This window comes from Pseudarthrobacter sp. SL88 (genome assembly GCF_026672455.1).
Taxonomy (GTDB): domain Bacteria; phylum Actinomycetota; class Actinomycetes; order Actinomycetales; family Micrococcaceae; genus Arthrobacter.
Genome location: NZ_JAPPRD010000001.1, coordinates 4,142,550 through 4,164,513, shown reverse-complemented (window position 1 = coordinate 4,164,513; position 21,964 = coordinate 4,142,550). Strand labels below are relative to the sequence as shown.

Sequence of the window (21,964 nt, the reverse complement as noted above, 5' to 3'; positions counted from 1 at the left end):
CGTCGTCATTGTGCATTACGTCGCTGCAGTCATTCGTCGGATGGTGCGGCAGGCAGCGTGCTGCCGCTGCGGACATCAGGCGGAGGCGGCGGCCACCTCTGCCTGCCGTTCCTCCACGAGGGTGGACACCGCGTTGAAGAGCGGGTGCTCCGGCTCCAGGCCGGTGATCCTGGCGGTGGCGTCCGCCGCACTGCCCGACGCGAGGATGCCGGCCAGTTCGGCGGCCTCGGCGTCGGCAGGATCAGTGAACCGCAGCGCCGCTGAGATGGCTCCCAGCAGAGCCTCGGGCACCACGCCGCGTTCGGCCAGCTCGGCCGCAGGGCCGATGAACCGCTCGTGCCGGCTGAGCTTGCGCAACGGGGCGCGGCCCACCCGGTTCACGGTGTCCGGCAGGTGCGGGTTGGTGAACCGGACCAGGATCTTCTGCACGTAGGCTTCCTGCGCCGCGTTGCTGAAGCCGTGCTTCGCCACCAGGAGCTGCTTGGTTTCCTCCAGCACTGCCCGCACGTCTTCCGCCACGTCCTGGTCCGCCATGGCGTCGGAGATCTTCTCCAATCCGGCCTCGAACCCGAAATAGGCGGCCGAAGCGTGGCCGGTGTTCACCGTGAACAGCTTGCGCTCTATGTAGGGCGCAAGCTCGTCCACAAAGGTGGCGCCGGGGATCTCCGGCTCCGAACCGGCGAAGGCAGTCCGGTCGATGACCCACTCATAGAAGGATTCCACAGTGACGTCCAGGCCCTGCCCGGCTTCCTGGTTGGGCACGATCCGGTCCACGGCGGTGTTCGCGAACACCGCCTGGCCGTCCAGCGCCCCGCCGGCGGCCTCCGGGCGGGAGGCCACCTCCCGGGCCAGGACGTCCGTGGCGTTGATGGCGTTCTCGCAGGCCATGACCTGCAGCGGCGCCATCCCGGCCCCGCGTGCGGCAATGCCCCGCGCGATCACCGGCGCCACGAACTTCAGGATGTGCGGCCCCACCGCGGTGGTGACGATGTCCGCCGTCGCGATCTCCGTGATGAGTTCCGCTTCCTGGGTGTTCGAATTCAGGGCGCGGAAGTTGTCCACGGTCTGCACGGCGGGGTTCTCCCCCACCTCATGGACGGCGTAGCTGTCCGCGGCCGCCAGCTGGGCGATCAGCGCGTCGGCGACGTCGGCGAACACCACCTCGTAGCCGGCATTGTGCAGGAGCAGCCCCACGAAGCCGCGGCCGATGTTACCGGCACCAAAATGTACAGCCTTCACTATGCGTTGACCTTTCCGAAGAGCTCCAGGACTTCATCAACGGAGCTGGCCGCCTCAAGGCGGGCCACCTGCTCCTTGTTGGTGAAGACCTTGGCGATGGAGGACAGGATGTGCAGGTGTTCGTTGTTCACGCCGGCGATGCCCACCACGAACTTGACCTCCTTGCCGTTCCAGTCGATGCCCTGCGGGTAGCGGATCACCGAGACTGCCGACTTCCGGATGTGGTCCTTGGCGGCGTTGGTGCCGTGCGGGATGGCCAGGAAGCTGCCCATGTAGGTGGACACGGATTCCTCGCGCTCGTGCATGGCGTCGATGTAGCCCTGGTCCACCGCGCCGCGGGCCAGCAGGAGCCTGCCGGCTTCGTCGATGGCGGCGTCGCGGGTGGTGGCCGTTCCGGTCAGGATGACGCTTTCACGGGCCAGGATCTCCGCCTGTCCCGCGGCCGGGGCGTCTGCGGCGTGCGCACCCCGGCCCGCGGCTGCAGCAGCCCCGGCGCCAACTCCTGCAGCGCCCGCTGCAGCAGCACCGCCGGAGGTTCCGGCATCCGGTTCGGCCGTGGCGCCGGCGTCGGACGTTCCGCCGTCGGTGTTGCTCTCCCTGACCAGGTCAACGATCTCGTCGTAGCGTGGGCTGTTCATGAAGTTGTCCACCGAGAAGTGAGCGGCGCTGGACGTGGACGGCTTGGCACGTTCGGTGAGGTCCTGGTGCGTGACCACAACGTCGTACGTGTCGCTGAGGTTGGCGATTGCCGAGTTGGTGACCTTGACATCCGGGAAGCCGGCGGCCTTGATCTTGTTGCGGAGCACTGATGCGCCCATGGCGCTGGAGCCCATTCCGGCGTCGCAGGCGAACACAATGTTCTTGATGGGACCAGCCATCACGGCGGTTCCCACACCGGCACCCGCACCGGTCAGGTGGGAGGAGACGGAGCTCTTCTTGCCCTTCATTTCTTCCATGCGGGAGGTTGCGGCGTTGAGGTCGCCTTCGTCGCTGTGCTTGGTGGTCTTCATGATCACCGAGGCCACCAGGAAGGACGCGGCCGTGGCAAGAAGCACCGCGAGGATCACCCCGAGGTAGCTGTCACGGGAGGTCTGTGCGAGTACGGCGAAGATGGAACCCGGGGCTGCCGGTGCCACGAGGCCGGCACCGGTGACCGCCAGGGTGGCGATGCCTGTCATGCCGCCGGCGATGGCGGCCAGGATGAGCAGCGGGCGCATCAGGACGTACGGGAAGTAGATCTCGTGGATGCCGCCGAGGAAGTGGATGATCGCTGCGCCCGGGGCGGAGGCCTTGGCCGCGCCCTTGCCGAAGAACATGTAAGCCAGCAGGATGCCCAGGCCCGGGCCGGGGTTGGCCTCGAGCAGGAAGAGGATGGACTTGCCCTGCTCCAGCGACTGCTGGACGCCCAGCGGGGTCAGCACACCGTGGTTGATGGCGTTGTTCAGGAAGAGGACTTTGGCGGGCTCAATGAAGATGCTGGTGAGCGGCAGCAGGCCGTTGTTGACCAGGAACTGCACCACGTTGCCGGCACCGGCGCTGAACCCTGAAACCACCGGAGCGACCGCGTAGAAGCCCAGCATGGCAAGGAGGGCACCCCAAATACCCGCGGAGAAGTTGTTGACCAGCATTTCGAAGCCCGGGCGGATTTTTCCGTCCCAGAGCGAATCGATCTTCTTCATGGTCCAGCCGCCCAGCGGGCCCATGATCATGGCGCCAATGAACATCGGGATGCCGGCGCCCACAATCACGCCCATGGTGCCGATGGCGCCCACCACGCCGCCGCGGACGTCGTAGACCATCTTGCCGCCGGTGTAACCGATCAGCAGCGGCAGCAGGTAGGTGATCATGGGCCCTACGAGGCCGATGTTCGGCTTCCCGTCGGTTTCACCGAAGCCGCCAAGCTGGGGAACCGGCAGCCAGCCCTTTTCGATGAAGAGGGCTGTGATGATGCCCCAGGCGATGAAGGCGCCGATGTTGGGCATGATCATTCCGGACAGGAACGTCCCGAATTTCTGGACGTGTACCCGAGCGCTGGTACGGGGCTTTGCAACTGTTTCTGTTGCCATGTGATTTCCTAACCGTTCGTCCTGCTGCTCCGCAGGATGGTCCGATACTGCCGACGACGTACTGCTGGTGGAACCGGGTGGCGCAGGTTATGCCGGGCTAACCGGCGGGGGTGGCGGAGATCCGGTGCAGCCACTCGAGGAAGAGCTTGAGCTCCGAGCTCGAGAGCTGGTCTGAGTGCGAGGCCTGAAGTGCGGCGTTCAGGGCAATCGCTGCCACCACCACCGAGGACTTTCCGGCGCTGCCCGGGGCCGAGCCACTGGCGGGCTCGGCGGACACCGCGAAAATCATGGCATCCCGGGTCATGGTGGACAGTTCGAGGTTCCGATCCGGAGCGGGTTCCGCGATCAGCATCAGCGTCACGCCAACGTTGGCCGCCAGGATGGACCTGGCCGCCTCCCTGGGCTGGACGTTGAGCTGGCCCGCCGCTGCGGCCTTGTTCAGCATCTCCTCCATCAGCGCCTCGGCATCGGCAACGATGGCGGGGCGGTTTTCCGGGCGGATGTTGCCGAACATCACCAGGTAGAGCTCCGGCTGGTTAAGCCCGAACTGCACGTGGTTGTCCCACATTCTCCGGATGTCCTCGAGAGGCTGCCCGGAGGGGGCGAAATCCCTTTCGCCTGCGACATATTCTTCGAATCCTGCAGCCACCACGGCGTCGAAAAGGCCTTCCTTGTCGCCGAAGTGGTGGTACAGGGTGGGTGCAGATACCCCTGCCAGCTGCGTGATCTGGCGGGTGGAGACCGGCGCTCCCGCGGATTTTGCCAGCAGCTCCGCCGCTGCACGGAGCAGCCGCATTTTGGGGGGAAGCTGGCCATCCAAACTCATAACCGCTACCCTAACACCTATAGCGTTGCTATATGAACTGAATCACATACAATTTTTTCAGGCTCGTTTCCATCTCCTGACGTGACGCGTTGTGGCGGGGCGGAGGTGTTCCGGCATGGCGCCGGGATTGTTTGGCGGGCCTGGTTACCGGCAGAGAATGAGGACCTTCAGTGCAGAACTTCCCAGGAGTAGGCGTCAGTCCAGGCCGCGTCATCGGCACCGTGCGGCAGATGCCCAAACCGATCAGCGAACCTCCCGCCGGTGAGCAGCTGGCACCGGACACCACCGCCGAGGAAGCCACTGCAGCACTGAAGGCGGCCTCCCAGGCCGTGCATGACGAACTGAAGGCGCGCGCCGCGCACGCGAGCGGCGACGGCAAGGCCGTCCTGGAGGCCACGGCACTGATGGCCAAGGACACCATGCTGATCAAGGGCGCCGCCAAGCTGGTGGCCCGGGGTACGTCCGCCGAGCGGGCCATCTGGGAATCTGGATCCTCCGTGTCGGAGATGCTCCACAACCTGGGCGGCTACATGGCTGAGCGCGCCACCGACGTCCTGGACGTGCGGGCCCGCATCGTGGCCGAGCTCCGGGGCGTGGCCGCGCCCGGCATCCCCGCGTCCGAGAACCCCTTCGTCCTGGTGGCAGACGACCTCGCCCCGGCCGATACCGCCACCCTGGACCCGAACAAGGTCCTCGCCCTGGTGACGTCCGGCGGCGGCCCGCAGTCGCACACGGCCATCATCGCCCGCTCGCTAGGCCTTCCCGCCGTCGTGGCCGCCGTCGGGGTGGACCACATCGCTGACGGAACCGAGGTCTACGTGGACGGCGCCGCCGGCTCCGTCACGTCCGAACCGGACGCTTCCCTGCGCGAGGCCGCGGAAGGCTGGGCCGCAACGGCGTCGCTGCTGGCAGAGTTCACCGGCACGGGCGCGACGGCGGACGGCCACCAGGTCCCGTTGCTCGCCAACGTGGGCGGCGGCAAGGACGCCGTGGCTGCGGCGAAGCTGGGCGCCCAGGGCGTGGGGCTGTTCCGCACCGAGTTCTGCTTCCTGGAACGCGACACCGAGCCCTCCGTGGAGGAACAGGCCGCCGCGTACAAGAGCGTCTTCGATGCGTTCCCCGGCAAGAAGGTGGTGCTGCGCACCCTGGACGCCGGCGCCGACAAGCCGCTGCCGTTCCTGACCGACTCCACCGAGCCCAACCCCGCCCTCGGCGTGCGCGGCTACCGCACCGACTTCACCACTCCGGGCGTGCTGGACCGGCAACTGGAAGCCATCGCCCTGGCGGCCAACGCGTCGGAGGCGGACGTGTGGGTGATGGCCCCGATGATTTCCACGGCCGAGGAAGCTGCGCGCTTTGCCTCGATGTGCGCTGACGCCGGCCTGCAGACCCCCGGCGTGATGGTGGAGGTCCCCTCCGCCGCCCTGACCGCCGAGGCCATCCTCCGCGAGGTGGGCTTTGCCAGCCTGGGCACCAATGACCTCACCCAGTACGCCATGGCAGCGGACCGCCAACTCGGTCCCCTGGCGAACCTGAATACGCCCTGGCAGCCGGCCGTCCTGCGCCTGGTGGGCCTGACGGTGGAGGGTTCCCGGGCGGAAGGCAACAGCAAGCCCGTGGGCGTCTGCGGCGAGGCGGCGGCGGACCCCGCCCTCGCCGTCGTCCTGACCGGCCTGGGCGTCAACACACTGTCCATGACCGCCCGCTCCCTCGCCGCCGTCGCCGCCGTCCTGAAGACCGTGACCCTCCAGGAAGCCCAGGAACTGGCCAAGCTGGCGCTCTCCGCCCCGAGCGCCTCCGAGGCCCGCGACCGGGTGCGGGAGAAGCTCCCCGTCCTGGCGGAACTGGGCCTCTAGCCAGTCCCGCCAGCACCGGAAAACCTGCCCTACGGCAGGGCCGCCACCAGCACGTCCTGGTACGCGGCCCTGCCGCCCACCGTAAGGGCTACGGGAAGAGGGTGCGGCCACCTCCCCGGATGTCCGCCATGGTCCAGGCGTCGAAGGCGTTCAGGTGCACGGCTCCCGCCGTGGAGAGGGTGACGTGGCCGCCGCCGCGGGTGGGGTAGGCGCGGGCGGTGAGCGGCTTGCCATTGGCGAAGACCTCGACGGCGGACCGGTCCACCAGGACGCGCAGGCGGACGTGCCCGCCGGTCATCGGGATGGGCCCGGACCTGTCCTCCAGGTCCACGGAGGAGTCCAGGGAACTGCGGGTGCGGTCGAGGCGGAGGGTTCCCTCGGTGTCACCGGTGCTGTGCGCGGGACGGCCCACTTCGATGACGGTGTCCTCCGCGCCGTCGCCCGATCCCAGCACGCCCAGCCGCAGCACGGCACCCGGTGCCAGGTGGATGTCCAGTTCGAGGTCCAGCTGACTGCCCCGGACTCCGGTATCCAGCGGCGCCGCCAGCTCCTGTTCCGGCAGGCTGGTGTGGTTGCCGCGAAGCTGTTCGAGTTCGGGGACCGGCGCGAACCGCAGCGTCCCGTCCTCGGCCAGGGTGGTGACCCGCGGCAGGCTCATCACGCCGGACCAGCCGGCTTCCACCATCGCGGCGTCCGTGCGGCCCTCTTGCAGCCAGCCGAACATGATGCGCCGGCCGGCGTCGTCGAGGAAGGATTGCGGCGCGTAGAAGTACCTGCCGCCGTAGTCCAGGCGGTGCAGCTCCGCCGGTTCGAAGGAGTCCCCGGAGTACCGGCCCGTCCAGTACAGCGGGTGGCGTGTGTCGCCGTCGTTCCAGGCGGAGAAGACCAGCACGTCGGGTGAACCGTCCGCGGGTTCGGTACCCAGGGTCCCGGTGCCGGCGCGGAACAGGTCCACGCATTCCCACATGGTGCCGGTCCAGTCCGTGCCGGCGGGGTCACCCTGTGAGGCATCGCCGATGAAGAGCGGCCCCACGTAATCCCAGGACCGCAGGTCCGCTGACTCGTACAGGAACGCCGTTCCGCCGCGGCCGCGGACACCCGAGCCCACCAGCTGCCGCCACCTGTTGCCTTCGCGCCACACGCAGTGGTCACGGTAGGCGGTGATGTCGACGCTGGCCGGCGGGGCTGCGATGACGGGGTTCTCCGGGGCTTTGGTCCAGGTGGACAGGTCCGGTGAGCCCACCGCGACGCAGGGAAGTTCGCGCTCCCCGAGCCTGCCCGAGTAGACCAGGGTGGGCGTACCGGCGTCGTTGACCAGCACGCCGGACCAGCATCCGTCCGCATCCGGACCTGCCGAGGGCTCCAGGGCTACCGGCCGGTCCGTCCAGGTGACGAGGTCCGTGCTGGTGGCGTGGCCCCACTGGATGCGGTGGTGGAAGGCGCCCTCAGGGTTGTACTGGTAGAAGAGGTGGTAGATGCCGTTCCACTGGCCCACGCCGTTGGGATCGTTGAGCCATCCGGCGGGAGAGACGAAATGGAAGCGGGGCCGCAGCGGATCGGCTTCGGCGCGGGCAACCAGCTCGCCGCGCGGGACGGTGGCGAGCGGGTGGGTCAGTTCAGTCATGCTGAAGCCTTCCGGGGATGGGCCGACGCCGGCGGGCCGGCGTCTGCGGAGGTGCCGGCGTCTGCGGATGGGTCGGCTGCCGGGTCTGCAGCGAGGGCGTGGCCGCCAGCGCCGGCACGGGGGCGGTAGAGGTGGCAGCGGACCCAGTGCCGGTTGCCGGGATCGCCCACCTGGTGCCGGACGGGCTGGTCGCCGGAGCAGGGCTGGTCCGGGTCGCCGTCGAACGCGCAGCTTGTCGAGGCCATGACGGCCTGCCGCAATTCGGCCCGCCGGACGGGATCGTAGGAACCGGCACGGGCCGGATCCGGAACGGCGGAGACCAGGAGCTGTGTGTAGGGGTGGGCCGGATTGGCCAGCAGGTCCAGGGACTCACCCTCCTCCACGAGCTCGCCGGCGAACATCACGGCCGTGCGGTCCGCGAGGTAGCGGGCCGAAGCGAGGTCGTGGGTGATGTAGAGCATCGAGATGCCCTGCTCGTCCCGGAGCCTGCGCATCAGGTTGAGCACGCCGATCCGGACGGAGACGTCCAGCATCGAGGTTGGTTCGTCCGCGAGGATCACCTGCGGTTCCACGGCGAGCGCCCGGGCGATGGCGACGCGCTGGCGCTGGCCGCCGGAGAGTTCATGCGGGTAGGAGTCCAGCATGTCCGCCTGCAGCCCCACGGTGTCCATGAGCTGTTCGAGGCGGGCCTGGGTTTCCGTTTCCGAACGGCCGCCCTTCCCGTGGATCGCCAGGGAACGCCGCAGGAAATGCCCGATCCGGTGTGCCGGGTTCAGCGACCCGAAGGGGTCCTGGAACACCATCTGCAGCTGGGAGCGGAACGCCCGCGAGGCCTGGAAGCGGTCCCGTTTGAGGACGTCGGTGCCGTCCAGCAGGATGCTGCCTTCGCTGGGCCGCTCGAGCCGGGCAACACAGCGGGCCAGGGTGCTCTTGCCGGAACCTGATTCGCCCACCAGCGCAACGATTTCGCCGCGGCCGATGGCCAGGTCCACGCCGTGGAGGGCCCGCACCGAGTCCCGCGAGAACAGCCCGCCGATGGGGAACGACTTACCGAGGCCGCGGACCTCCAGGGCGGGGGTGTCCGTCCGGGCCGGGCTTGAACCGGTGGGGGTGGAAAGCATTGAATGGCTCATCGGATGGCTCCTTCCAGGGCTGCATCTTCGTCATCAGTGGCCTGCGTTCCGTGCGCGATGGACAAGTCGCCGGCACCGAACGGCGCCACGAGGTGGCCGGGTGCCACCTCGGCGAGGTCCGGGATGTTCCGGAACTTCACGCCGTCGGGCAATCCCGAAAGCGGAACCCGCGGGCCGGTGAGGGGCGGAAACGCGCCCATCAGCGCCTGCGTATAGGGGTGGCGGGGATCGGCGTAGACGTCGTGGGCCCTGGCGGTCTCCACGATGCGCCCGCCGTACATCACAGCCATCCGGTGGGACAGTTCCACCATGAGGGACATGTCGTGCGTGATGAACAGGACGGAGAAGCCAAGTTCACGCTGGAGTTCCTTGATCTGGGCCATGATCTCCTGCTGCACCACCACGTCCAGGGCGGTGGTGGGCTCGTCCAGGATCAGGAGGGAGGGCTTGAGTGCCACGGCCATCGCGATGACGGCGCGTTGCCGCATCCCGCCGGAGAGCTGGTGCGGGTAGGACTTCAGCCGTGCGGGGTCGATCCTGACCAGCTCCAGCAGTTCCCCCGCCCGCCGCAGCGATTCCTTGCGGGACAGCCCGGCGTGGGTGGTGAAGATGTCCACGATCTGCTCGCCGATGGTCAGCACCGGGTTGAGCGAGTTCATGGCCGACTGGAACACCATGGCCACGTCCTGCCAGCGGAAGCGCCGCAGTTCTTCCGGGCTCATGGCCAGGACATCCCGGCCGCCGAAGGAGATGCTGCCAGCGGCGATCTTCGCGGGGTCCTTGAGCAGCCGCATGATCGAGTTGGCGATGGTCGACTTGCCGCAGCCCGATTCCCCTGCCAGGCCGAAGACCTCGCCGGTGCCGATGCTGAAGGAAACGCGGTCGACGGCGGTGGTGGAGCGGGAGTCGCCGATGTACTTCACGGTGAGGTCCTGCACGTCCAGGACAGGTTCGTGGGACCCGAAGGAGGTTTGGGAGACAGTCACTTGGCGGCGCTCCTTTCGATGGGTGCCGGGGTTTCGGCCGTGGCGGGCCGGGGGGTTTTGATTTTCCGCAGGCGGGGGTTGGTGACCTCGTCCACGGCGTAGTTGATGAGGGCCAGCGCGAAGGCCACCAGGGCGATGCACACGCCCGACGGCACGAAGACCCACCAGCTTCCGGTGAGCAGCGCGCCCTCGTTGCCGGCCCAGAACAGGTTGTTGCCCCACGAGACGGTGCTGACATCGCCCAGTCCCAGGAACTCAAGGCCCGCCTGGGCGCCGATTCCGTAGATCACGCAGGCCAGCAGCGTGCCCATCACGATCGAGGCCATGTTGGGCAGGATTTCCCGGAACATGATCCGGCCCGCCCGTTCGCCGGACACCACCGCCGCGGCCACGAAGTCCTTGGAGCGGATGGACAGGGCCTGGCTGCGCAGGACGCGTGCTGACCCTGCCCAGCCGGTGATGATGAGCACCAGGATCACCGTTCCCAGGCCCGGCGGGAGGAAAGCAGCCAGGATGACGAGCAGCGGCAATCCGGGCAGTAGCAGGAACACGTTGGTCACCAGGGACAGTGCCTCATCAATGAACCGGCCGAAGTAGGCCGAGGCCAGGCCCACCAGGATGCCGATGAACGTGGAGGCGAAGCCCACGGTGAGGCCCACCAGCAGCGAACTCCGGGCGCCGTGCACGGTCAGTGCCAGCACGTCCTGCCCCTTCGCCGTGGTGCCCAGCCAGTGGTCTGCATCCGGTTCCAGGGACGCCATCGCGGTGATCCGGGAGGGGTCGCCGGGAAACAGCACCGGGGCCAGCAGGGCCACCCCGATGAAGACTGCCATCACGGCCATGCCCACCAGGGCCTTCTTGTTGGTGGCGAGCCCGTGGACGAAGCTGCGGTTGGGTTTGGTTTTGGGTTTTGCGGCGGGGGTTTTACCGGGCGTGGTGCCGGATTGCTGGAGGATTGCGGTTGCCATGGTGGGGTCCTTTTCTGCGGCCGGTCAGTTGCTGCGCACGCGCGGGTCTAGGCGGACGTAGAGGATGTCCACCAGGAAGTTCGCCAGCAGCACGGCGGCGGTGATGGTCAGGAACAGGCCCTGCATGAGGGGGTAGTCCAGGCCCTGGACGGCGTTGAGGAGCTGGTAGCCCACGCCGGGGTAGGCGAACACCACTTCGGTGAGCAGCGCCCCTCCCACCACGAAGCCCAGTCCCATGCCGAAGCTGGTCACGGACGGCAGCATGGCGTTCCGGGCCGCGTAGCGGAGCATGATCCGGCCGGGGCGCAGGCCCTTGGCCTCGGCCATGGTGATGTAGTCCTCGGAATTGGTGGCGATCATGGTGTTGCGCATGCCCAGCATCCAGCCGCCAATGGAAACCAGCACGATGGTCAGCGCAGGGAGCACCAGGTGGGCACCGACGTCGCCGATGAACTCCCAGGTAAACCCGGGTTCCAGACCGTCCGTGAACGCGTGGCGGATGGGGAACCAGCCCAGCACCACGCCGAACAGGTACAACGCACCCATCGCGAGCCAGAAGTATGGGAACGAGCCGATGAACACCAGCACCGGCGGCAGTGCCGAGTCGATCGCACCGCCCCGCCGCCAAGCGGCCAGGATGCCCAGCAGGTTACCCACGACGGCGGCAATCACCAGCGCGGTTCCGCCCAGCAGGAGGGTCCAACCGATCTGGGCGGAGATAACCTCTGTGACCGGTGTGGGGAAACGGGAGATGGAGACGCCCATCTGGCCCGTGAAGATGTTGTGCATGTAGTCGACGTATTGCTCCCAAATGGGCCGGTCGTCCACGCCAAGAAGCTTGCGCAGGGCCTCAATCTGTTCGGGCTGCATTCTGTCCTGGGAGCGGGCAAACATGCGGGAGACGGGGTCGCCGGGCATGAAGCGCGGGAGCAGGAAATTCAGGGTGATGGATGCCCAGAAGGCGATCAGGTAGAAACCCAGGCGGCGCAGGATAAAGCGCACGGTTTCCCTCCATTCGGGAATTACGGAAAGTTTGGGGGCTGGCCGCCGGATGATCCGGCGGCCAGCCGTGGTGCGTGATGGGCCCACGCCGCCGCGGGGCCCCTTACCGAGGGGCCCCGAGCGAGCTTGCGAGCTTGGGGAGGTAAGGGGAGGTTCCCTGGCCGAAGCGCAGCGAGGTTAGGGCGGCGGTGGGGACTACTTGCGCGGTTCCAGCGTGGTCAGCACCAGGACTGTGGTGGGTGACCGTACCGAGAGGGTTGCGTACGGGTTGCCCTCCGTGGGCCAGCCGGTGAAGCGGGTGTCATTGAAGGCGCCCCATTCCGGACCGGAGAACAGCGGCACCAGCGGTGCGGCGTCGTTGTACTCTTCCTGAAGCTTGTTGGCGATGTCCTTCTGCTTGGACTCGTCGGCCTCGGCTGCGAATTCCGCCAACAGGGCATCAGCCGTGGTGTCACCGAAGCGGTGGTAGTTGTCGAACGTCTTGGTTCCCACCGGCTTCACGGTTGACGTGCCCATGGAGGTGTTGAAGTACTTGTACGGGCTGGGGTCGTTGGCGCTCCACACGATGCCGGAATCGAAGTCGCCCGTCTCGTAACCTGCAACCACGGCAGCCCAGTCCGGGGAGTCGACCTTGGCGGTGACGCCCACCTCGGCGAGGTTCTGCGAAATTACGTTGGCTACGGAGAGCCAGTCGGAAGATGAGGCACCCACGGAGATCTTGAACTCGAACGGCTTGCCGTCCTTGAGCGTGCGCTTGCCATCAGCACCCTTGGCGTAGCCGGCCTTGTCCAGCAGCTCGTTGGCCTTCTGCACATCCAGCTTGGTCCAGGTGCAGTTGTCCTTGACCTTGGAGTTCTTCCACTTCTCGTAGTTCCCGGAAAGGCCGGTGCAGTCGGCGGGCTTGGCGTAGCCGCTCATGCCGATCTTGGTGACCTGGTCGCGGTCAAGGGCCATGCTCAGTGCCTTGCGGACGTCAACGTCGTTGAAGGGGGCCTTGGTGGTGTTGAGCTGCCAGTTGATCATGGCGCCGGTTGCCGGGAACCAGTACTGGCGGTGTTCCTTGTCCTTGGAGACGAATGTCTTTTCGATGTTGGGGATGTACTGCGGCGCCCAGTCGACGTCGCCGTTCGCAGCGGCGAGGTTGGCGCCGTCGTTCCCTGCAAAAGCGAGCATCTTGATGCCGGCGATCTTCTGCTTTTCCGGCTGCCAGTAGTTGGGGTTCTTCTTCAGTACGAAGGACTGGGCCTGGAAGCTGTCCACCTCGGTGTAGGGCCCGGTTCCGACGGGCTTGGCGTTTGCTTCCTTTTCGGGATCGGCGAGCGTGGACCAGATGTGCTTGGGCAGGATGGTGAGCTGGCCGACGTCGTACAGTGCCGGGGACCATGGCTTGTTGAAATTGAAGGTGACCTTGTTTCCCTCAGCGGTGACGCCGTCGAGGTATTCAAAGCCGCCCTTGATCTTCTTCTGCAGCTCGAAGGTGTAGGCCACGTCCTCGGCAACCAGCGGCTGCCCGTCGGACCACTTCACACCGTCGCGCAGCGTGAAGGTGACGGACTTGCCGTCGTCGGCAGCCTTCCACTCGGTGGCGAGCCACGGCACCGTGTCCCCGTTGGCCGGGTTGAAGATCAGGAGTGACTCGTAAATGGCCTGCTGGACCATGGGGTTCACAGTGGGGGCGAACGGGTTGAAGTTCTGCACGAACGTGCCCATGTCCTCCCGCGGGATGGTGAGGAACGCGCTCGCGTTTGCCGCGGCGTCGGTGCCGGAAGTCTTGTTGACGTTGGCCGCGCAGCCGGTCAGCAGCATCGCTCCCACGGCCAGGCCAGCGGCCGTGATCCGGGCAGCCCTGAAGAATCGGGGTTGTGTCATGATGGTTATCTCTTTCCTGTCTTCATCAGCGAGGTGAAGGGTGGGTTAGGGGTTTTGCTCTTCGGAACTTGATTTCGCGGTCAGACCGAGGAGCGTTCTAGCAGCGGACAGTCGACCAGTTGCTGGTCGGCAATGATCGGCTGTCCTGCTGTAAGAGCGGCGAGCGTCTGGACTCCCAGGGCGCCCATTTTTTCGAACGGCAACGCAACGGTGGTCAGCTTGGGCCGCAGGTAGGCCGCAATCAGTTCCTGGTTGTCGAAGCCGATCACGGCGATGTCTCCGGGGATGGTCAGGCCCCGTTCCTTGATGGCGTCATAGGCGCCCATCGCCATGCGGTCATTGAGGCAGAACAGTGCCGTTGGCCTGCGCCCCCCCTCGTACCTGTCCAGGATCCGGCCGGCGGCCTCGTAGCCGCCGTCGGCCGTCGCGTATCCGGACACCACCAGTTCCGGATCCAGGTCCAGTCCGGCGATGGCCAGTGCTTCGCGTGCACCTTCCAACCGCCCCACTGCAGCAGGAATAACCGGGTCAAGGTTGATGACCCCAATCCGGGTGTGGCCGGCTTGGAGCAATCGTTCGACGGCGACCCGGCCGCCCGCACGCTCGTCAGGGACGATCGAGGGCAACTTTCCGTCAGCGTCGAAGCAGTTGATCAACACCGTGGGCACTTCATTGGCACTCTCCGGAACGTGGACGCCCCGGTGGAAGGTGGCCGCGTACAGAAGTCCTTCCACGCGTTGTTCCAACAGCTTTTCAGTTGCAGCATCTTCCAGGCCCTGGTTGGGCCCTACGGCATCGGCCTGGTCGGAGGGCGCGATGAGCAGGAACCGGCGGTCAAGCCAGGCCTGGTCCTGGGCGCCTTTGATAATGTCGACGGCGAACGGGGCCGTGACAATCTCGGTGACAATGCCATACCAGCCAGTGCGTTGGGATGCCAGTGCGCGGGCGCCGGCGTTGGGCCGGTAGCCCAGCTCCTGGACGGCCTCGTTGATCCGGGTGCGGGTTTCCTCGGAGATGCTGGCGTTTTCGCGGTTGCTCAGTACGAACGAAACTGCGGTCCGGGAAACGCCGGCGTGCTTGGCGACGTCATTCATGGTGACGCCCCGCTGCCGCACGGAGGCGGCCTGGTGGGGTGTGGTGCTTTTCGCCATTGAATGCTCCGGGTCTTCGTTGACTGGGCCATGCCAGCTTCTGCGTGGTGAGGTGTTTCCTATACCGCGGCCACCTTTTGGGTAACGCGCGTTACTTGGATCGTGTGATTGAGGTTACGCGCGTTACTAACTCCGTGTCAACGGCTTCTTTTTGGTTGTTCCACAGTTCCCGGTTCGACGGTTCCCCGCCCACGAGGCCTGCGCGGACATCGTGGCCGCAGGGAACCGTCGAAACGGAGGGTTAGGCTTCCTGTATGGCACTGATAGCCCCCCGCGTGACTGCCGGACTGCCCACCGATGACGCCGGCGGGCTCGCGCGCGCCCTCCGGGACAGCGACGACATCACCGTATTTGTGGACGGCACTGTCCACCGGCTGCCCGCCCAGGCGAGGGACGCCGTCGTGGACCTCCTCGCACGGCTCAGCCGTGGCGAGGCGGTGACCGTGAGCAGCGTCGAGGAAATGCTGACCACCTCCAGGGCCGCCGAACTGGCCGGCATTTCCCATACGTACCTGCGCAACATGACGGACCGCGGCGAAATCCCCGTGGAATACCGGGGCACGCACCGGCGGATCCGGCAGAGCGCCATCCTGGCCTGGCTCGAAACGCAGCGGCGGAAGGAACACGAGGCCGCGGCGGACGGCGGCCTGAATGGCGCGGTGACGGACAGCCCTGCTTCGGACGGCCCGGCTACGGACAGCGCCGGCGGTTCCGGTGCTTCCGACGGCGGCGCGGGGCTCCGATGACGGTCCCCCTGCGGTCCTCGGCGGTGGAAGCCCGCGGCCTGTCCGGCCGGATCCTCTGGGCGGACGGCACCCCGCCGCCCTCGCCCGGCGCCGTTCCGGGCGACGCGGGGCCGGCGTATGTCCTGGTCCACGGAATCGGCGTCTCGCACCGCTACCTTCGGCGGCTGCACGAGGTGCTGGCCGCCACCGCTCCCACGTATTCACTGGACCTTCCCGGGTTCGGCGGAACGCCCCGGCCCGGTCAGCAGGTGTCCGCGGAGGACTACGGCGCCTTTATCGGTGAGGCCCTGGCGTCCAGCGGCATCGAATCCTATATTTTGGTGGGCCATTCGATGGGCGTTCAGTTCACCATCGAGGCGACCCATCATGCGCCGGACCGGGTGCGGCAGCTGGTGCTGATGGGCCCCGTGGTTGATGAACGGCACCGGACGGTCCCCCGCCAGAGTGTCGCCCTGTTCCTGGATGCCCTCCTGCGGGAGAGTGCGTCGTCCAATTGGGCCGTCCTCAGCGACTATTTCCGCTGCGGCCCACGCTGGTACTTCACCGAATTGCCCGTCATGATGAACTACCGCACCGAGGAACGGCTGGCGGAAATCGACCTGCCAGTCCTGGTGCTGCGCGGCGGCGAGGACCAGGTTGCCGGCCCCGAGTGGTCCCGGCGCTTGGCGGCCACGGCACGGCACGGGCACTTTGCGGAAATCCCGGGCGCCGGACATGTGGCCCAGCACCTCCGGCCCCAGCAGGTGGCCGAGGCCATCAGGTCCTTCGTGACGGCGACATCCGGGCGGGCCCGCCGCTAGATCCTCGGCCGGGCGGCCCACCGGCGCATCTTCAGGGCGGCGTGAAGCTCCAGGCGGGCCAATCCCTTTAAGGGGTCCACGCCCAGCAGTTGGCGGATCCTGCCCAACCGGTTGTAGATGCTGCTCCGGTGCAGATGGAGCTTCGTGGCCACATCCTGGACGGAACCGTCGTTGTCGTAAAGGAGTTCCAGCACCGGAATGAGTTCGCCGTTCCGGTCATGGTCTTCGAGCATCCGGAAGTACACGGACGCCGAATCGGCCCAGGCCCCCACCCCGCCCCCGTTGGAAGCCAGCAGCTGGTACACGCCGGTGGACCGGCAGTCCACCAGCTCACCCAGTTGGGGGTCCACGGCGGCCGCCTGGGCTGCGAGCTTCGACTGCCGGTACGCCTCCCCCAGCTGCCGGGTGCGGGTGAACCCTTCGCTGATGCCAAGGATGATGCGGTGCACCGGCCGCCCGGAGCGCTTGGCCAGTTCCAACTGGTAGTGCACCAGGACCTGCGCATGGTTGGCCCGGCCGGACAGCTCACGGAACAGCACCACCGAGTGGGTCTCCGTACCGGCACTGAACAATGCCGCGTCCACGCCCACGGTGGCCTGCAGCGCGGTGGACCGGTGGATCAGGGTGGACGCGATGGGGTCCGGACCGCTGGCCCAGCCGTCGGCGTCCACCACTGTGACCATTTGCCACGGCCCGCGGCCCTGGACTTCCTTCCAGCCGGCTACTGCTGCCACGGCGTTCGGTTCGCCGGCACAGGCGGAGAGAAACTCCCGTTCACGGCTGCGCCGGAACTCGGACTCGGCAGTATTGGAGTCCAACAGGAGCCCGGAGAGCAGCTCCAGCTCATGGTTGACCGCCGGCAACTGGGTGAGGATCGCCGTCGGGCTCTCCTCTGCCGAGTCCTGCTGCACCCACAGATAGCCAACGCGGAAGCCACGCACCATCAGCGGGACACAGACCCGGCCCAGCATGCCCAGGTCCGGGTTGGCCGGCACCACCACGGGGCGCACGGCAGTGGCGATGCCCTGCGAGAGCTGCCATGCGCTCACATCCGCCGGCACCTTCTTGCTGAGCAGGAAGTTCACGCGCACCCGGTCCGCGTGGGACTGGTTTGAGCTGTAGGCGAGGAGCAGGCCGTCCAGGTCCTCCAGCGAAAGGCCGCGGCCCAGCTTCTGCGCCACCTGCTCCACGAGCTGTTCCACACCCTGCTGCTGCATGCGCCAACATTACTGCCCGGCAGCCCATGGGCACGAACGGACAACAGGCGACACCTGACGCCCTCAGCCTCGACATATGTCTACCGCAGCCAGCCAAAATCCGCGGAATTCCGGGGATTCCGCGGGCAGTCCCGGCTGCGGCCAATGTCGGCTGGCTCACAGCGGATTTATCGTGGAAACACGAAATCCTTCCGCACTTTCCGGCTTACCCGCCGAGAACCTGGAGCCCACGATGATCATCGGTGTCCCGAAAGAAATCAAGAACAACGAGTTCCGCGTCGCCATCACCGCCGCTGGCGTGCACGAATTCCGCACCCACGGCCACTCGGTGCTGGTGGAGCGCGGCGCGGGCCTGGGCTCCGGCATCACCGATGAGGAATACGCCATTGCCGGCGCCGAGATCGTCAACGACGCCGATGACGTCTGGTCCCGCGCGGACATGGTCATGAAGGTCAAGGAGCCCGTCAAGGCCGAGTACCACCGGTTCCGCAAGGGCCTGATCCTCTTCACGTACCTGCACCTGGCCGCCGAACCCGAACTGACCCAGGAGCTGATCAACTCCGGCGTCACCGCCATCGCCTACGAGACCGTCCAGGAGGGCCGCACCCTCCCGCTGCTCGCCCCCATGTCCGAGGTCGCCGGCCGGCTGTCCGTCCAGGTGGGCGCCTCCTCCCTGATGGCCCCCGCCGGCGGCAAGGGCGTCCTGCTGGGCGGCGTTCCCGGCGTCCGCCCCGCCAAGGTGGTTGTCCTCGGTGCCGGCGTTGCCGGCACCAATGCCGCCGCCATGGCCCTGGGCCTGGGCGCCGATGTCACCATCCTGGACATCAACATCAACCGCCTCCGTGAACTGGACGCCCAGTACCAGGGCCGGCTGAAGACCGTGGCCTCCAACGCCTACGAGATCGAAAAGTCCGTTGTGGACGCAGACCTGGTGATCGGCTCCGTCCTGATCCCCGGCGCCAAAGCCCCCAAGCTGGTCACCAACGATCTCGTGGCCCGCATGAAGCCCGGCTCGGTACTGGTGGACATCGCCGTGGACCAGGGCGGCTGCTTCGAGGACACCCACCCCACCACGCACCAGGAACCCACCTACAAGGTGCACAACACCATCTTCTACTGCGTGGCCAACATGCCCGGCGCGGTGCCGAACACGTCCACGTACGCGCTGACCAACGTCACCCTCCGCTACGCCGTGTCCCTCGCGAACCTGGGCGTCAAGGCAGCCTTCGACCGCGATCCCGCCCTCGCCGCCGGCCTCAACATCGCCGCCGGCCACGTGGCGCACCACTCCGTGTCCGAGGCACACAACCTGCCGCTGGTTTCCGACTGGCACGAACTGGTTTCTGCGTAAGCCCCTTCACAGGTCGTCCTGCTGCGCCGGACGACAGACATCCTCGCGTGCTCCACGTCTCGTCTTGGGGCCACGCCAGCAGGGTTCCCTGACCGAGCTTGCGAGGTTAGGGCGCTGGTGGGGAGCACGCTGCCGGATGCCTGTCGTTCGGCGTTCGGCTTTTTCGGGCACTTACGAGGCGAGCTCCCGCGCTTTTTCTATGATTTTTAGGACCTCTACCGCGTCCTCCGGGTCTACCGGGAGGGGCAGGTCTGATGCCGTGCCGCCGTCGAGGATCTTGTCTGCCAGGAGGCGGTAGAACTCCGGGTAGTTGCCCCGTTCGGTGGGAAGCCGGTCCAGGTGGCCGTCGCGCCCCAGGAGGCCCGCCCAATCGGGTGCCTCCACGCCGTACTCCTGGTCCAGGGGGCTGCCCCCGGCCACTATGAACGGTTCCTGCGGGTCCACGCCATGCTTGGTGAAGCCGCCCACGGAGCCCAGCACCCGGAACCGCGGGGCCTGCTGCGCGCGCACAGCATGTTCATGCTGAGGTGGCTGAGCACCCCCGAGTGGTGGCGAAGCACCAGGAAGACGTCGTCGTCGGCCCGCTCGTCGGAGCGGCGGGCGTGCAGCTCCGCATGGGCCACGCCGGCCGGCCCGAAGAGCTGCAGGGCCTGGTCGATCAGGTGACTGCCGAGGTCGAAAAGTGCGCCGCCGCCGTCGGACGCTGTTGCCCTGGCCTTCCAGGCCTTGGCGATCGACGGCGTCCATCGCTCGAAGCGGGACTCGAAACGCAGCACCGTGCCCAAGGCCTCGGCCGCCAGCAGCTTTTGCAGGGTGAGGTAGTCGCCGTCCCAGCGCCGGTTCTGGAACACCGTCAGGGTCCGGCCCAGGTCGCGGGCCAGCGAGACCAGTTCCTCCCCTTCGCCGCTGGAGATGACGAACGGTTTGTCCACCACCACGTCCAGCCCGGCCTCCAGGGCCGCCTTCGCCAGCGGATAGTGGGTTGCCGGCGGGGTGCCCAGTACCACGAGGTCCAGGCTGTCCGCCCGCTCGAGGACGGCGCGCCCGTCCGGCACCGTCCGTACGCCCGGGTAGCGGCCCGTCGCCGCCGCCTGCCGGTCTGCGTTTGAGGTGGCCACAATATCCAGCGAATACCTGCTGTCCGCGTCCAGCAGGGGCGCGTGGAAGACGCTGCCGGAGAGTCCATAGCCGACGACGGCAGTACGGATTGTGCGTGGCTTAGCTTCAGTTCCGGTCATGCAACCAACGCTACTCCGCAGCGCGATCCAGCACCCTTAAACCAAACGCCCTCCCACCATCCGCCGCCGTAGCGGACGAACAGTGGGAGGGCGCTGGCGCGCTATCCGCAGGATGCGGGGGAACGCCTAAAGGGTGTTACTTCTTTTCCCAGCCCAGGGTGGTCCAGTCCGGAACCTGGGACAGGCTCTGGAACAGCGACGGGCCGTAGTTGGCCAGTCCCGTGCGGACGAAGGAGATCTGCGGGCCGTTCATGACCACGCCCATGGAGAAGTACTTCGCCATGTGCTCCTTTTCGACCTCCATGGCCGCCTTGTTGCGCTCTGCGTTGTCTTCGATGGAGGCGAGGTCGGCAATCTTCTTGTCCAGCTCGGCGTCGCCCAGCTGGTTCTCGTTGGTCTTGGAGTCGTAGTACTGCTTCACGGCGTCGGTGGCGTCCGGGCCCACGGTGTAGCCCGAGACGCTCATGTCGAAGTCGCGGCCACCGATGACCTTGCCGAAGTCAGCGGAGGCGCGCTGGTCGATTCCGACGTCCATGCCGCCGGCCTGAAGCTGCTTCTGCAGGGTCTGCGTGAAGGCAAGGGTGGTGGGATCGTCACCGAAGTTGCTGATCTTGAAGGCGGCAGGCTTGCCGTCCTTCTCCATGATGCCGTTGGCGTTGGCCGTGTAGCCGGCGTCCGTCAGAACCTTCTTGGCGGCGTCAGGACCGGTTTCCTTCACCGGGTAGTTGTCCTGGTAGTACTCCGAGAACGGCAGGAGCATCATGGAGCCGGAGCTCGGCTCTTCCCAGTTCAGGCCGTTGAAGCGGACCTTGCGGAGCGCTTCGCGGTCGACGGCGGCGAAAATGGCTTCGCGGACGGCGACGTCGGTGACCTTCTGGGCGTTAATGTTCATGCCGCCGGCAAAGAGGCGCTGGCCGCGGCGGACGTCCGCGTCCTTGGTTCCCTCCAGCTGCTTGTACGGAGTGATGGTGTTAGCGGAGACGGCGTCAATTTCACCGTTCTTGAAGGCGGCGATCTGGGCGCTGCTTTCCAGCTGGCGGAAGGTGACGTTGGCCAGGACCGGCTTCTTTCCCCACCACTTCTCATTGGGAACCAGGGTCACCGTCTTCGCGGCGGAATCGTACTGGTCCAGCTTGAACGGGCCTGCCATCCACTCTGCGTGCATGTTGCCGTTGAAGCCTTCGTTGAACACCTCCGGGCTGTTCACTGCCGGGTGGATCAGGCCGAAGAAGAGCGAGTCGATCGGGTAGACCGGCTGGGTGGTCTTGACGATGACTTCCTTGTCGCTGCTGCCGGCCTCAACCGACTCGACGAACTGGTAGGCGCCGGAGCTGACGATGTCGTAGCCGTTGTCCGGGCTCTTGAGGATGTTCCAGGTGTTCTGGAACGCCTTCACGTCGATCGGGGTGCCATCGTTGTAGGTGGCCTTGTCATTGACCTTGATGGTGATGGTCTGCTTGCCGTCCTTGACCTCGCTGTCCACGGACTCGCAGAAGTCCGTGTTGGGCGTGACCTTTCCGGTGAAGTCGACCTTCCAGCAGCCACCCATGCCGCCGCTGTTCATGGCGACCGGGTTGATGGGTACCTGCAGGGCGGAGTTGTCCGCGCTGTTGCCGTTGTTGGAGAACCCGTTGAAGTCCGGGCCGATGTTGCCCAGCGGAAGGGTGACCTTGCCGCCCTGCTCAAGATCGGCTGCCGGCTTCTCGTTGATGCTGATCAGCTTGGACAGGTCGCTGCCTGCCTCCTGCCCCTTGGCTGTCTCCGGCCCCGTGGAGCCGCCACTGCCGCAGGCGGTCAGCGCCAGAGCCGCAGCAATGGCTGCAGCTCCGCCGATCCTGTTCAGATTCCTCATGGTTTTCCCTTCATTGATGCGGATGGTGCGGGTGGGTCGG

Annotated in this window: 15 protein-coding genes and 2 pseudogenes; 4 read left to right on the top strand and 13 right to left on the bottom strand. The window is 66.8% G+C overall.

From position 1 onward, the window contains the following. Positions 1-75 precede the first annotated feature (75 nt). From OVA06_RS18970 to OVA06_RS18960, 3 genes are all read right to left on the bottom strand, one after another. On the bottom strand, positions 76-1,239 hold the full coding sequence (locus OVA06_RS18970) for a mannitol-1-phosphate 5-dehydrogenase (protein ID WP_268160459.1): 1,164 nt from the start codon (positions 1,237-1,239) through the stop codon (positions 76-78). Continuing rightward, positions 1,239-3,305: a PTS mannitol transporter subunit IICBA gene (locus tag OVA06_RS18965; RefSeq protein WP_268160457.1), complete on the bottom strand. Its 2,067-nt coding sequence runs from the start codon at positions 3,303-3,305 to the stop codon at positions 1,239-1,241. Before OVA06_RS18965 ends, OVA06_RS18970 begins: the two co-directional genes overlap by 1 nt. A 97-nt stretch (positions 3,306-3,402) precedes the next feature. Beyond that, on the bottom strand, positions 3,403-4,131 hold the full coding sequence (locus OVA06_RS18960) for a TetR/AcrR family transcriptional regulator (protein ID WP_268160455.1): 729 nt from the start codon (positions 4,129-4,131) through the stop codon (positions 3,403-3,405). Between the two features lie 170 nt (positions 4,132-4,301). Here OVA06_RS18960 and ptsP point away from each other — a divergent pair, with 170 nt between their 5' ends. Continuing rightward, positions 4,302-5,987, top strand: a complete 1,686-nt coding sequence (ptsP, locus tag OVA06_RS18955; protein ID WP_268160453.1) for a phosphoenolpyruvate--protein phosphotransferase — start codon at positions 4,302-4,304, stop codon at positions 5,985-5,987. 88 nt (positions 5,988-6,075) lie between these two features. Here ptsP and OVA06_RS18950 read toward each other — a convergent pair whose 3' ends face one another. The 7 genes from OVA06_RS18950 to OVA06_RS18920 form a co-directional block, all read right to left on the bottom strand. After that, positions 6,076-7,611, bottom strand: a complete 1,536-nt coding sequence (locus OVA06_RS18950; RefSeq protein WP_268160451.1) for a glycoside hydrolase family 32 protein — start codon at positions 7,609-7,611, stop codon at positions 6,076-6,078. Next, positions 7,608-8,744, bottom strand: a complete 1,137-nt coding sequence (locus tag OVA06_RS18945; RefSeq protein ID WP_268160449.1) for an ATP-binding cassette domain-containing protein — start codon at positions 8,742-8,744, stop codon at positions 7,608-7,610. Before OVA06_RS18945 ends, OVA06_RS18950 begins: the two co-directional genes overlap by 4 nt. Continuing rightward, on the bottom strand, positions 8,741-9,730 hold the full coding sequence (locus OVA06_RS18940; RefSeq protein WP_056080559.1) for an ABC transporter ATP-binding protein: 990 nt from the start codon (positions 9,728-9,730) through the stop codon (positions 8,741-8,743). Before OVA06_RS18940 ends, OVA06_RS18945 begins: the two co-directional genes overlap by 4 nt. Then, positions 9,727-10,698 carry an ABC transporter permease gene (locus tag OVA06_RS18935; RefSeq protein ID WP_261618981.1) on the bottom strand — a complete coding sequence of 324 codons (972 nt, stop codon included), beginning with the start codon at positions 10,696-10,698 and terminating at the stop codon, positions 9,727-9,729. The genes OVA06_RS18940 and OVA06_RS18935 overlap by 4 nt, the downstream gene beginning before the upstream one ends. Before the next feature lie 24 nt (positions 10,699-10,722). Next, positions 10,723-11,700 carry an ABC transporter permease gene (locus OVA06_RS18930; RefSeq protein WP_056080554.1) on the bottom strand — a complete coding sequence of 326 codons (978 nt, stop codon included), beginning with the start codon at positions 11,698-11,700 and terminating at the stop codon, positions 10,723-10,725. A 195-nt stretch (positions 11,701-11,895) separates the two neighbouring features. After that, positions 11,896-13,569, bottom strand: coding sequence for an ABC transporter substrate-binding protein (locus tag OVA06_RS18925; protein WP_056080552.1), 1,674 nt, complete (start codon positions 13,567-13,569; stop codon positions 11,896-11,898). Positions 13,570-13,649: 80 nt separating this feature from the next. Continuing rightward, entirely contained in the window at positions 13,650-14,720 is a 1,071-nt protein-coding gene (locus OVA06_RS18920; RefSeq protein WP_268160444.1) for a LacI family DNA-binding transcriptional regulator, read from the bottom strand. Positions 14,721-14,974: 254 nt separating this feature from the next. Between OVA06_RS18920 and OVA06_RS18915 the strand changes: the two are divergent. Continuing rightward, positions 14,975-15,361, top strand: a pseudogene (locus OVA06_RS18915) (helix-turn-helix domain-containing protein); the annotation flags it as partial. 101 nt (positions 15,362-15,462) lie between these two features. Then, positions 15,463-16,266 (top strand): alpha/beta fold hydrolase, encoded by an 804-nt coding sequence (locus OVA06_RS18910; protein WP_056080548.1) that lies wholly within the window; start codon positions 15,463-15,465, stop codon positions 16,264-16,266. Here the strand turns inward: OVA06_RS18910 and OVA06_RS18905 are convergent. Next, positions 16,263-17,483 carry a PucR family transcriptional regulator gene (locus OVA06_RS18905; protein ID WP_268160440.1) on the bottom strand — a complete coding sequence of 407 codons (1,221 nt, stop codon included), beginning with the start codon at positions 17,481-17,483 and terminating at the stop codon, positions 16,263-16,265. The genes OVA06_RS18910 and OVA06_RS18905 overlap by 4 nt on opposite strands. 232 nt (positions 17,484-17,715) lie before the next feature. Here OVA06_RS18905 and ald point away from each other — a divergent pair, with 232 nt between their 5' ends. Then, positions 17,716-18,834, top strand: a complete 1,119-nt coding sequence (gene ald / locus OVA06_RS18900; protein ID WP_056080543.1) for an alanine dehydrogenase — start codon at positions 17,716-17,718, stop codon at positions 18,832-18,834. A 171-nt stretch (positions 18,835-19,005) separates the two neighbouring features. On the opposite strand, the pseudogene OVA06_RS18895 reads toward ald, so the two are convergent. Together OVA06_RS18895 and OVA06_RS18890 are read right to left on the bottom strand one after the other, a co-directional pair. Further along, a pseudogene (locus OVA06_RS18895) lies at positions 19,006-20,072 on the bottom strand (Gfo/Idh/MocA family protein). A gap of 136 nt (positions 20,073-20,208) precedes the next feature. Beyond that, positions 20,209-21,924 carry an ABC transporter family substrate-binding protein gene (locus OVA06_RS18890; RefSeq protein WP_261618977.1) on the bottom strand — a complete coding sequence of 572 codons (1,716 nt, stop codon included), beginning with the start codon at positions 21,922-21,924 and terminating at the stop codon, positions 20,209-20,211. Positions 21,925-21,964 lie beyond the last annotated feature (40 nt).

Excerpts from the sequence above, each read along its gene's own strand:
- OVA06_RS18965 (WP_268160457.1), bottom strand. The coding sequence starts at position 3,305 with ATGGCAACAGAAACAGTTGCAAAGCCCCGTACCAGCGCTCGGGTACAC.
- OVA06_RS18960 (WP_268160455.1), bottom strand. The coding sequence starts at position 4,131 with ATGAGTTTGGATGGCCAGCTTCCCCCCAAAATGCGGCTGCTCCGTGCA.
- OVA06_RS18950 (WP_268160451.1), bottom strand. The coding sequence starts at position 7,611 with ATGACTGAACTGACCCACCCGCTCGCCACCGTCCCGCGCGGCGAGCTG.
- OVA06_RS18945 (WP_268160449.1), bottom strand. The coding sequence starts at position 8,744 with ATGAGCCATTCAATGCTTTCCACCCCCACCGGTTCAAGCCCGGCCCGG.
- OVA06_RS18935 (WP_261618981.1), bottom strand. The coding sequence starts at position 10,698 with ATGGCAACCGCAATCCTCCAGCAATCCGGCACCACGCCCGGTAAAACC.
- OVA06_RS18925 (WP_056080552.1), bottom strand. The coding sequence starts at position 13,569 with ATGACACAACCCCGATTCTTCAGGGCTGCCCGGATCACGGCCGCTGGC.
- OVA06_RS18920 (WP_268160444.1), bottom strand. The coding sequence starts at position 14,720 with ATGGCGAAAAGCACCACACCCCACCAGGCCGCCTCCGTGCGGCAGCGG.
- OVA06_RS18910 (WP_056080548.1), top strand. The coding sequence starts at position 15,463 with ATGACGGTCCCCCTGCGGTCCTCGGCGGTGGAAGCCCGCGGCCTGTCC.
- OVA06_RS18905 (WP_268160440.1), bottom strand. The coding sequence starts at position 17,483 with ATGCAGCAGCAGGGTGTGGAACAGCTCGTGGAGCAGGTGGCGCAGAAG.
- ald (WP_056080543.1), top strand. The coding sequence starts at position 17,716 with ATGATCATCGGTGTCCCGAAAGAAATCAAGAACAACGAGTTCCGCGTC.
- OVA06_RS18890 (WP_261618977.1), bottom strand. The coding sequence starts at position 21,924 with ATGAGGAATCTGAACAGGATCGGCGGAGCTGCAGCCATTGCTGCGGCT.